Source organism: Kitasatospora sp. NPDC091257, from assembly GCF_044757675.1.
GTDB classification, from domain to species: domain Bacteria; phylum Actinomycetota; class Actinomycetes; order Streptomycetales; family Streptomycetaceae; genus Kitasatospora; species Kitasatospora lactacystinica.
In genome coordinates this window covers 1-11,186 of sequence record NZ_JBIVVI010000145.1, presented here as the reverse complement: position 1 = coordinate 11,186, position 11,186 = coordinate 1, and the positions used below count along the sequence as shown (strand labels likewise).

Annotated in this window: 8 protein-coding genes; 4 read left to right on the top strand and 4 right to left on the bottom strand. The window is 73.4% G+C overall.

Annotated elements, in window-relative coordinates; all coding sequences use genetic code 11:
* Window positions 1–2,445: ATP-dependent helicase HrpB (gene hrpB, locus ACIQOV_RS09690; protein ID WP_401046830.1), on the bottom strand; the 2,445-nt coding region annotated here is incomplete at its 3' end.
* A gap of 8 nt (window positions 2,446–2,453) precedes the next feature.
* Complete coding sequence (locus tag ACIQOV_RS09685; RefSeq protein WP_401046827.1) at window positions 2,454–3,332, bottom strand: class I SAM-dependent methyltransferase; 879 nt, start codon at window positions 3,330–3,332, stop codon at window positions 2,454–2,456.
* A gap of 413 nt (window positions 3,333–3,745) precedes the next feature.
* Here ACIQOV_RS09685 and rpsA point away from each other — a divergent pair, with 413 nt between their 5' ends.
* Both rpsA and ACIQOV_RS09675 read left to right on the top strand, forming a co-directional pair.
* On the top strand, window positions 3,746–5,236 hold the full coding sequence (rpsA, locus tag ACIQOV_RS09680; protein WP_049653883.1) for a 30S ribosomal protein S1: 1,491 nt from the start codon (window positions 3,746–3,748) through the stop codon (window positions 5,234–5,236).
* A gap of 209 nt (window positions 5,237–5,445) precedes the next feature.
* Window positions 5,446–7,812, top strand: a complete 2,367-nt coding sequence (locus ACIQOV_RS09675) for an MMPL family transporter (RefSeq protein WP_401046824.1) — start codon at window positions 5,446–5,448, stop codon at window positions 7,810–7,812.
* On the opposite strand, the gene ACIQOV_RS09670 is transcribed toward ACIQOV_RS09675, so the two are convergent.
* Window positions 7,795–8,226: a MarR family winged helix-turn-helix transcriptional regulator gene (locus ACIQOV_RS09670; protein ID WP_401046821.1), complete on the bottom strand. Its 432-nt coding sequence runs from the start codon at window positions 8,224–8,226 to the stop codon at window positions 7,795–7,797. The genes ACIQOV_RS09675 and ACIQOV_RS09670 overlap by 18 nt on opposite strands.
* 62 nt (window positions 8,227–8,288) lie before the next feature.
* On the opposite strand from ACIQOV_RS09670, the gene ACIQOV_RS09665 reads away from it, so the two are divergent.
* Window positions 8,289–8,930 carry an MBL fold metallo-hydrolase gene (locus ACIQOV_RS09665; protein WP_380545528.1) on the top strand — a complete coding sequence of 214 codons (642 nt, stop codon included), beginning with the start codon at window positions 8,289–8,291 and terminating at the stop codon, window positions 8,928–8,930.
* Between the two features lie 119 nt (window positions 8,931–9,049).
* Window positions 9,050–9,649 carry a dephospho-CoA kinase gene (gene coaE, locus ACIQOV_RS09660; protein WP_401046817.1) on the top strand — a complete coding sequence of 200 codons (600 nt, stop codon included), beginning with the start codon at window positions 9,050–9,052 and terminating at the stop codon, window positions 9,647–9,649.
* 79 nt (window positions 9,650–9,728) lie between these two features.
* Here coaE and ACIQOV_RS09655 read toward each other — a convergent pair whose 3' ends face one another.
* Window positions 9,729–10,946 carry a sensor histidine kinase gene (locus ACIQOV_RS09655; RefSeq protein ID WP_401046814.1) on the bottom strand — a complete coding sequence of 406 codons (1,218 nt, stop codon included), beginning with the start codon at window positions 10,944–10,946 and terminating at the stop codon, window positions 9,729–9,731.
* Between the last annotated feature and the right edge of the window lie 240 nt (window positions 10,947–11,186).

Sequence of the window (11,186 nt, the reverse complement as noted above, 5' to 3'; positions counted from 1 at the left end):
GGGGTAACGACCCCTGAGATCAGCGCGGACGGCGCGGTAGCCCTCGCGCCAGAAGCTCTCCAAATCACCGGTGACGGCGGCGGGGCGGCCGGCGGGGGAGAGCAGGTGGATGGTCAGCGGAACGCGTCCTCCGGCCAGGATGGGAGTCTTGGTCCAGCCGAAGAGTTCTTGCAACTTGACCGCTAGCACCGGGCGTTCGGTGGTGTAGTCGACTCGTATCTTCGATCCTGACGGCACGGTGATGCGTTCGGGGGCGAGGTCGTCCAGTCGGCCTGCCTCGCCGGTGGCCCAGGGGAGGAGCCTCTGGAGGGCGGCCGTCGTATCAATCCGGGCGAGGTCGGAGCGGCGGCGGGCGCGGGAGAGTTCGGGCTCCAGCCACTCGTCGGCGCGCTCAAGCAGAGCCTCGTCGCTGACGTCGGGCCAGGGGGTGCCGAGGGCGGTGTGGAGGAAGGCGAGGCGTTCGCGAAGGCCAGAGGGGAACGTCAGCAGGGTGCTGATGCCCTCGCGGGTGAGGCCTTCGAGGAGGGCTGACCGGACGAGCGCCCGGTCGGGGCGGTTGAGGGGCTTCTCCGCGAGCTCGATCGCGCCCAGCGACTCCACCCGGCGGGAGACGACCTCGCCGCGCCGGGTGTCCCAGTGGACCTCCTCACGAGCGGTCAGCAGCGCCGCACCCGCGACCAGAGCAGTGTCCTCGTCCAGCGCCGCGGCGTGCAGTACCCGGGCCGAGTGCGACCCCGCCGGGCGGTCGGCGACCGCGACGGCGAGCCAGGGCACGGCGCCGAGCGTGGTGCCGGGGGCGAGTTCGGCGGCCGTCCCGGAGGCCATCAGGTACGGGCTGCGCTCGCCGGGGGCGGGCTTGTCGACCCGGGCGCGGGCGATGCGTTCGGGGAAGGCGAGGGCGACGACGAGGCCGGCGGCGGCGCCGTCGGAGAGCTGGGTGGCGGGTTCGGAGCCGGCGCCGCGCAGGAGGCGGCGGACCTCGTCGCGCCAGCGGCCCGCGTAGGGGTCCCGGGAGGAGCGGACCGTCCGCCAGACCGCGCCGAGGTCGTCGCCGAGCGCGCGCGGCGGTTCTTCGGAGAGCAGCGCGACCACCTCGGCGGCCCGCCGCGCACCGACTGCCGCCGCGCCGTCGACCAGGGCGCGGCCGAGCCGGGGGTGCAGTCCGGTGCGGGCGAGCCGGACGCCGCGGGCCGTGGCCCGCCCGTCCGCGTCCACGGCGCCGAGGGCTTGGAGGGTCTGTCGGGCGGCGGCCATCGCCCCGGCGGGCGGGGCGTCGGGCAGGGCGAGGCCGGTGGCGTCCGGGTCGCCCCAGCAGGCGGCCTGGAGAGCGAAGGGGGTGAGGTCGGCGAGCGCGATCTCGGGGGTGGGGAAGCGGGCGGCGAGGGCGTCCTCGGCCTCGTTCCAGCAGCGGTAGACGGTGCCGGGGGCTTCGCGTCCGGCGCGGCCGGCGCGTTGGCGGGCGGCGGCGAGGGAGGCCCGGACGGTGACCAGCCCGGCCAGTCCGCGGGCGTGGTCGGTGCGGGGTTCGCGGGCCAGTCCGGCGTCGACCACGACCCGTACGCCCGGCACGGTGAGGCTGGACTCGGCGACGGCGGTGGTGAGGACGACCCGCCGTGAAGGGGACGGGGTGAGGGCGGCGTCCTGGACGGCCTGCGGGGCGCGGCCGTGCAGTTGCAGCACCTCGGCCGTGACGCCGCCCAGTTGCCCGGCGACCCGGGCGATCTCGCCGACGCCGGGCAGGAAGCAGAGCACGTCGCCGTCGCGCTCGTTCAGGGCCCGCCGGACGGTCGAGGCGACGTGGTCGAGCAGGGCCTGGTCCACCCGGGTGCCGTGGGCGGGCCGGACGGCGCGGGGCGGCGGCGCCCAGACCGCCTCGACCGGGTGGGACGTCCCGTGCGCCTCCACCACGGGCGCGCCGCCGAGCAGTTCGGCCCAGGCCTCGGTGTCGGAGGTGGCCGAGGCGCAGACCAGCCGCAGTTCGGGCCGCAGTGCCGCCCGGACGTCGAGCAGGAAGGCGAGCGCGGTGTCGGCGTCCAGGTGCCGTTCGTGGCATTCGTCGAGCACCACCACGTCCACGCCGGGCAGTTCCTGGTCGCGCTGGAGCCGTTGCAGCAGCACGCCGGTGGTGACCACCTCGACCACGGTGTCCGGGCCCGCCGTGCGCTCGCCGCGCACGGTGTGGCCGATCCGGCCGCCGACCGGTTCGCCGAGCAGCCAGGCCATCCGCCGGGCGGCCGCCCGTACCGCGAGCCGGCGGGGCTCGGCGACCAGCACCCGGCGCACCGGACCGCCCGGATCGAGCAGTCCGGCCAGGGCGAGCGGCACCAGGGTGGTCTTGCCGGTGCCGGGCGGTGCGGCGAGGACGGCGGTGCCGTGTTCGTCCAACGCGCGGTGCAGGGCGGGCAGGGCGGTGCGGACGGGTAGTTCGCGCCAGGCCGGGTTCATGGAGGGGCTCAGCCCCGCTCGGTGACGAAGATCGCCGTGCCGGGGATCAGCCGCCCGCGCAGCGGGGACCAGCAGCCCCACTCCTGTTCCAGTCCGGCCGGCCACTCGGGCTCGACCAGGTCCACCAGCCGGAAGCCGGCGGTGACGAGTTCGCGGACCCGGTCGCCGAGGGTGCGGTGGTGTTCGACGTAGGTGGCGCGGCCCTGTTCGTCCTGCTCGACGTAGGGGGTGCGGTCGAAGTAGGAGGACACCGCGGTGAGGCCCTCGACGCCGGGCTCGTCCGGGAAGGCCCAGCGGATCGGGTGGGTCACCGAGAACACCCAGCGCCCGCCGGGCCGCAGCACCCGGTGGACCTCGCGCATCAGTGCGGTGGTGTCGGCGCTGAACGGGACGGCGCCGTAGGCGGAGCAGGCGAGGTCGAAGGAGGCGTCGGCGAAGGGCAGGACGGCGGCGTCGGCCTGGACGACGGCGACGGGGTCGGTGCCGCGGCCGAGGTCGATCCGGCGGGAGTGCTGGAGCTGGCGGTAGGAGATGTCCAGGGCGACCGGCCGGGCGCCCCGGGCGGCGAGCCAGCGGGAGCACTGGGCGGCTCCGGCGCCGATCTCCAGGACGTCCCGGCCGGCCACCTCGCCGAGCAGGCGGGCGTCGGCCTCGTCCAGGCCTTCGGGGCACCAGGTGAAGCGGTCGTCGCCGAGGAACTCGCCGTGTTCGTCCTGGTACTCGTCGGCGTTGCGGTCCCACCAGTGCCGGCTGGCGCGGCTGCTCTCCCCGGTGCCGGCCTCGCGGCGGATCGCGTCGTCGCCGTCCTCCTCCTCGGCCCGCGCGGGGGAGGTGTCAAGATCGTGCAGGTCCGACTGGGGGGTGGTGGCCACGGTGACAATGCCCATCGCGTAGGGTATGGAATGCGGAAGCGCCGCTGCCGCGAACCGGCCCGTCAGGGTCCGGATCCTGGCGGTGGCATCCGGGGACGTGGCCCCTTCGGGTGTCGCCGCAAGGCGCGCATTCGGAGGATATGGCCTGATCCGTACCGGGCTCCACCGTCTTGCCGTCCTTCGGCATTGACCGTGCCTGGCCGTCCCCGTATGCTACAAGTTGCGCTGCGGGCCTGCGCGCCTCGGACGGAGCAGGTCGCGCTCGCATCTGTCGAAGACCCCACGGTCGCAAGACGGACGCCGGTTCTCGTTGTACGGGAATCCCGGTGTGCCGTGTTCTTGGCTGTCCGGCTTTCGGTGGGAGCGATACGGGCCCTCCGCGTGGCATTACCTACGACTTTCATGTCCGTACCGGAGCCCTTTTCCTAATGACGAGCCCCACCGACTCCTCCCTCAGCACCACCCCGCAGGTCGCGGTCAACGACATCGGCGACGCGGAGGCCTTCCTCGCCGCCATCGACGAGACCATCAAGTACTTCAACGATGGCGACATCGTCGAGGGCGTCATCGTGAAGGTCGACCGTGACGAGGTTCTCCTCGACATCGGTTACAAGACCGAGGGCGTCATCCCGTCCCGCGAGCTCTCGATCAAGCACGACGTTGACCCGCACGAGGTCGTCGCCGTCGGTGACAACATCGAGGCCCTGGTTCTCCAGAAGGAGGACAAGGAGGGTCGTCTCATCCTGTCCAAGAAGCGCGCTCAGTACGAGCGTGCCTGGGGCACGATCGAGAAGATCAAGGAAGAGGACGGCATCGTCACCGGTACCGTCATCGAGGTCGTCAAGGGTGGTCTCATCCTCGACATCGGCCTCCGGGGCTTCCTCCCCGCCTCGCTGGTCGAGATGCGTCGCGTCCGCGACCTCCAGCCCTACGTGGGCAAGGAGCTCGAGGCCAAGATCATCGAGCTGGACAAGAACCGCAACAACGTGGTCCTGTCCCGCCGTGCCTGGCTGGAGCAGACCCAGAGCGAGGTCCGCCAGACCTTCCTCACCACCCTGCAGAAGGGCCAGGTGCGCTCCGGCGTCGTCTCCTCGATCGTCAACTTCGGTGCCTTCGTGGACCTGGGTGGCGTCGACGGCCTCGTGCACGTCTCCGAGCTGTCCTGGAAGCACATCGACCACCCGTCCGAGGTTGTCGAGGTCGGCCAGGAGGTCACCGTCGAGGTTCTCGACGTCGACATGGACCGCGAGCGCGTCTCCCTGTCGCTGAAGGCGACCCAGGAGGACCCGTGGCAGCAGTTCGCCCGGACCCACCAGATCGGTCAGGTCGTCCCGGGTAAGGTCACCAAGCTGGTTCCGTTCGGTGCGTTCGTCCGCGTGGACGAGGGCATCGAGGGTCTGGTCCACATCTCCGAGCTGGCCGAGCGCCACGTCGAGATCCCGGAGCAGGTCGTCCAGGTCGGCGACGAGATCTTCGTCAAGGTCATCGACATCGACCTCGAGCGTCGTCGCATCAGCCTGTCGCTGAAGCAGGCCAACGAGGCCCTGGGTGCCAACCCGGCCGAGGTCGAGTTCGACCCGACCCTGTACGGCATGGCCGCCTCGTACGACGACCAGGGCAACTACATCTACCCGGAGGGCTTCGACCCCGAGGCGAACGACTGGCTGCCCGGCTTCGAGAAGCAGCGCGAGGAGTGGGAGCGCCAGTACGCCGAGGCGCAGTCCCGCTTCGAGCAGCACCAGGCCCAGGTCATCAAGAGCCGCGAGGCCGACGCCCAGGCCGCCGAGGAGGGTGGCGACGCCGTCGCCGCTGCCGCCGGTGGTTCCTACTCGTCCAGCAGCGACGAGGGCTCGGGCGCCCTGGCCTCCGACGAGGCCCTGGCCGCTCTGCGCGAGAAGCTGGCCGGTGGCCAGAGCTGAGGCTCTCGCTTCCCGCTAGCCGATAGCTAGACGATGGGCCCCACCCGGATTTCCGGGTGGGGCCCATTTCGTTTTTCGCCATGACTTATCACGCTTTGACTTATGTGTGGTTTATGTGAAGGAAAGTGTGAGATGAGGCTCATTGCCCATCTATAGGCCGGAGTTCGGGTTGCACCTAGATTGAGGGGAGCTGCCCGAAAGGCTCCTTCATGCGAAACCCCTTTTTCGCCACCCCCGCCCCCACCTCCGCCCCCACCTCCGCCTCTGCCTCCGCCCCCACCGCCGTGGTCGGCGGCCGGCTCGCGGCCCTCGGCCGGTTCTGCTTCCGCCACCGTCGCTGGGTGCTCGGCCTGTGGGCCGTCGTCCTGGTGGTCGGGGTCCTGATCGGGGGACGCGTCTTCGAGGGCTCGGTGGCCGGGGCCTCCTCCGCCAGCGCCGAGGCCGACCGGGGCAGTGCGGTGGTCGCCGCGGCCGACCCGGCCAAGGGCACCGTGACCGCCGTGGTGGACGGCAGGCCGGTGGACGATCCGGCGGTGAAGGCCGCCGTCGAGAAGGCCACCGCCGAGATCGCCGCCCTGCCGGGGGTCTCCTCCGCGCTCGACGCGTACGGCTCCGGCCCGGCGCCGGCCGCGCTGCGCTCCGCCGACGGGACGGCGAGCCTGGTCACCGTGCGGATGGCCGACACCGCGAGCACCGCCCAGACCGACGCCGTCACCGAGCGGCTCGGCGCGCTGAACGGGGCGGGCGGCGCCCATGTCACGGTCGGCGGGGACCTGGTGCTCCAGCAGGAGGTCAAGCAGCAGACCGAGAAGGACACCCGGTTCGGCGAGATCGTGACGCTGCCGCTCACGCTGATCGTCATGGTGCTGGTCTTCGGCGGGCTGGCGGCGGCCTCGCTGCCGGTGATCGGGGCGGTCGCCTCGGTGGGCGGCGCGCTGCTGGCCATGTTCGGTTTCAGCCGGATCATGGACATCGACACCAGCGTGCTGCCGATCGCCACGGTGCTGGGGCTCGGGCTCTCGATCGACTACGCGCTGCTCATGGTGAATCGTTTCCGCGAGGAACGCGGCCACGGCGCGGACATCGCCGCCGCCGTCGAACGGACCGCGGCGACCGCCGGACGCACCGTGGCCTTCTCCGGGCTGACCGTCGCCGTCGCGCTCTCCGGACTGTTCGTCTTCACCAGCCCGGTGCTCGGCGCGGTGGCGGCCGCCGGGGTGAGCGTGGTGGTGATCGCCGTCGCCGCCGCGCTGACCCTGATCCCCGCTCTGCTCGGCTTCGCCGGCGCGCGGATCAGGACACCCGCCGCGCCCGTGGCGGACGAGGGGTTCTTCAGCCGGACCGTGCGCCGGGTGCGCAAGCGGGCGGTGGCGGTCACCCTCGCCTCGGTGGCGCTGCTGATGGCGGCCGGCGCGCCGTTCCTCCACGCCGACATGCGCAACTCCGGCGCCGCGGTGCTGCCCGCCTCCTCGGCCGGGCGGCAGGTCGCCGAGACGATCGACCAGCGCTTCCCGCAGGCCTCGGCCGCACCGATCACCGTGGTGGTCGAGGGCGGGGCGTCGGTGGCGCAGGCGTACGCGGACGACGTGGTCGCCCAGCTGCCCGGGGTGAGCGGGGTGCGGGCGGTGTCGCCGGTGGGCGACGCGGTCTCCACGATCGACGTGCTGGTGCACGGGGACCCGCAGGGCGGGCAGGCCAAGCAGGTGGTGGAGGAGCTGCGGGCCGACCGCGGCGGGCTGACCACCTACGTCACCGGCGGCGCGGCCTCGGTGGTGGACTTCCAGGACGAGCTGCTCTCGCGCGGACCGTGGGCGCTCGGGCTGGTCGCGGTCGGCACCCTGGTGCTGCTCTTCCTGATGACCGGCTCGGTGGTGATGCCGGTCAAGGCGCTGCTGATGAACCTGCTCTCGCTGGGCGCCTCGCTCGGCGCGCTCACCCTGGTGTTCCAGGACGGCTGGTTCAGCGGGCTGCTCGGGTTCAGCCCGACCGGCGGGCTGGAGACCTTCATCCCGGTGCTGGTCTTCGCCTTCGCCTTCGGGCTGTCGATGGACTACGAGGTGTTCCTGCTCTCCCGGATCAGGGAGCTGACCCTGCGCGGGCACGACTGTGTCCGGGCGGTGGAGCTGGGCGTGCAGCGCAGTGGTCGGATCATCACCTCGGCGGCGCTGCTGATGGTGATCGTCTTCGCCGGGTTCGCGCTCGGGGACATGCTGATGGTCAAGCAGATGGGCATCGCGCTGGCCGTCGCCGTCGCGGTGGACGCCACCCTGGTGCGCTGCCTGCTGGTGCCCGCCGCGATGAGCCTGTTCGGCGAGTTCAACTGGTGGGCGCCCGGCCCGCTGCGGCGACTGCACCGGCGGTTCGGGCTGAGCGAGCACGTCGACCTGCCGGAGATCGAGCCGGCGGTGCTCCCGGTGCCGCGCGCCGGGACCGGGTCGGAGAGTGCCGGGTCGGACGGCGTCGGGGTCGAGGCCGTCGGGTCGGACGGCGTCGGGTCCGAGAGTGCCGGATCCGAGGTTGTCGGGTCCGGGGGCGGTGTGCCCAAGGGTCTGGTGGGTTCAGCCCAGCCGGCGTAGCAGGTCGACCGCCGAGCGGAGCCGGTCCTGTTCGGCGGGGTCGAGGCGGGACTCGATCGCGGTGGCGATCAGGTGTTCGCGGCGCGCGCGCTGGTCGAGCAGCGCGTCGCGGCCGGCCTCGGTGGCGGCGACCAGCAGTTTGCGGCCGTCGGTGGGGTGGGGCTGCTGGGTGACCAGCCCGGCCTCGGTCATCAGTGCGACGGTGCGGGCCATCGACTGGTGGCGGACCCGCTGGAGCGCGGCGAGTTCGGCGACGGTGCAGGAGAGCTCGTCGCGGACCAGCAGGCCGAGGACGGCGGCCTGGTTCTGCGGCAGTTCGTCGTCGGTGCGCAGGGAGCGGACCAGGGTGCCGAGGGCGGCGCGCAGGTCGGCGGCGAGTTCCAGGGTGTCCGGGTGCGGGGCTTCGCTGGGCATGGGAGAAGTCTATCGGCAATTCATGCAGCAAGGCTGTACAGCATTGCTGTATGGTTTTTGCCATGCGAATCACCAAGTTCGGACACGCCTGCGTACGCGTCGAGCACGGCGGCACCACCGTCGTCGTCGATCCGGGATCGTTCACCGACCCCGCCGCACTGGCCGGGGCGGACGCCGTCCTGATCACCCACGAGCACATGGACCACTTCGAGGAGTCCCGGCTGCGCGCCGCGCTGGAGGCCGACCCGGCCCTGCGGGTGTGGACCAACCGGGCCGTCGCCGCCCAGCTGGACGGCGTGGCGCAGCGGATCGAGGCGGTCGGCGAGGGCGACGCCTTCGAGATCGGCGGGCTGGGCGTCTCGGTGCACGGCGAGTGGCACGCGGAGATCCACCCGGACATCCCGCGGGTGCAGAACATCGGCTTCCTCTTCGACGGCCGGCTGTTCCACCCCGGTGACGCGTTCACCGTGCCGCCGCACGCCGTGGACACCCTGCTGCTGCCGCTCGCGGCGCCCTGGAGCAAGGCCTCCGAGGTGATCGACTACGTCCGGGAGGCCGGGCCGCGCCAGGCGGTGCCGGTGCACGAGGCGGTGCTCAGCCCGATCGGCTTCGCGGTGCAGACCCGGCTGGTCGGGCCGCAGGGGCCGGGCACGGGCGCGGAGCTGACGGTGCTGGGGGAGGGCGAGAGCCTGGAGCTGGGCTGACGGCCTTGCCCGCCGGTGGCCCGCGCCGACGGTGTTCCTCGTCGGTGGCCCGTGCCGACGGTGCTCCTCGTCCGTGGCCCGTACTGACGGGCCCGGTGCCGCGCCGGTAGCCTGACGCCATGCTGAAGATCGGACTGACGGGTGGCATCGGCGCGGGCAAGAGCGAGGTGTCCCGGCTGTTCGCCGCGCGCGACGCGGTGATCGTGGACTCGGACGTGATCGCCCGCGAGGTGGTCGCCCCCGGAACGGACGGTCTGGCGGCCGTGGTCGCCGAGTTCGGACCGCAGGTGCTGCGGGAGGACGGCGCGCTGGACCGTCCGGCGCTCGGGGCGGTCGTGTTCGCCGACCCGGAGCGGCTGAAGGCGCTGAACGCGATCGTCCACCCGCTGGTGCGGGCCCGCTCCGCCGAGCTGGAGGCGGCGGCCGCGCCGGACGCGGTCGTGGTGCACGACGTGCCGCTGCTGGCCGAGAACGGCCTGGCGCCGCTGTACGACCTGGTCGTGGTGGTGGACGCGGCCGACGAGGTGCGGCTGGACCGGCTGGTGCGGTTGCGCGGGATGGCCGAGGAGGAGGCCCGGGCCCGGATGGCCGCGCAGGCCTCGCGGGAGGACCGGCTGGCGATCGCGGACCTGGTGATCGACAACAGCGGCGGCCTGGCGGAGCTGGAGGCGCGGGTGGACGAGGTCTGGGCGGAGCTGGCGCGGCGCGCGACGGTCTGACGCCGGACCGGGCAGGCCCGGCCCGGGCGGCACCTCTCCGATCGGGCGCCACTTCTCCGTTCGGGCAGCGCCTCTCCGTTCAGGCGGCGCCGAGCGGCAGCCGGGCCCGGACGGCGAAGCCGCCCTCGGGCGTCGGCCCGGCGTGCAGGGTGCCGCCGAGGTCGCCGGCCCGGGTGTGCATGCCGTGCAGGCCGTGGCCGCCGGAGGGCAGTTCCGGGTGATCGGCCCGCCCGCCGGCGGCTTCGGTGTCCCCGTCGGCGGCGGGGGAGTTGACCACCGTCAGGCGCAGCCCGTCCGGTGCGACCTCGACGGTGACGGCCACCTCGGCGGCCGGGGCGTGCTTGTGCGCGTTGGTCAGCGCCTCCTGGACGATCCGGTAGGCCGCGTACTGCACGGCGGGCACCGGGTCGGGCAGCCCCTCGTCCGGTCCGCTGACGGTCAGCCCGACCGCCAGTCCGGCCAGCCGGGACTCCTCGACCAGGGCGGGCAGCCCGCGCAGCGAGGGCGCCTGTTCGGCGGAGGTGGTCAGCACGCCCAGCAGGCCGCGCAGTTCGGTGAGCGCCTGGAGGCCGAGGGCGCGGATCAGGCCGAGGGTCTCCCGGACGGCGGCCGGGTCCTCGGCCCGGGCGACCTGCCCGGCGCCCGCGTGCAGGGTGATCAGCGAGACCCGGTTGGACACCACGTCGTGCATCTCCCGCGCGAGCCGGGCGCGTTCGGCGGCCACCGCGCGCTCCTCGGCGTGCCGGCGGGCCTCCTCCAGCAGCCGGTTGCGCTCGCCGAGCAGCCGGTTGCGTTCGGCCAGCACGGCGACGGTGCGGGCGCGCTGGTGGGAGGTCAGCCCGAGGGCGAGCGGCACGGCGCCGAAGACCAGCGGGTCCTCGATCAGGTTGGCGAGCTCGGACGGGGCGTCGACGTCCCCGAGGTCGAACGGGACGAGCAGCCGCAGTCCGGCCAGTGCCGCCAGGACGTACACCGGCGCGGTCCGGCCGCGCCGCGCGGCCAGCCCGTAGAGGGCGACGGCCAGCGGGAGTTGGCCGCTCAGCAGGGTGACCGCGGTGACCGCGGCCGGGTGCCGGCGCCGCAGGGCCAGGGCGAGCGCGCCGAGCGCCATCAGGCCCGCGTTGGTCCCCGGCGAGGCGGTCGGGCCCACGTCCGGGTCGTTGGCGGCGAGGGGGACGAGGACCAGCAGCACCAGGGCGGTCGGCGCGAGGGCGCGGACCGGGCGGGGCAGGTGCAGCGGCGGGCCGGGCAGCGGTGCGGCGAGGTCGGCGGCCGCCTGGTCGGTGGGCTGCTGCATGAGGGGCATGCTGCCACAGCGGCGCGGCACCGGGACGGCCGTCGGACCGAGTGGCTGGGAAGGGACTGGTTAAAGGCCCTGGCAGGAGGAGAGCATGGCGGGATGGATGATCGTTTCTCGCCCGGGCCGCACCCCGCCGGGCCGCCGGTGGTCGAACGGCTCGCGCAGTACGGCCGCGCCGAGCAGGAGGAGATCCTCGGCCCCGGGGAGGACCCGTACGGTGTCGCCCACACCGGGCTG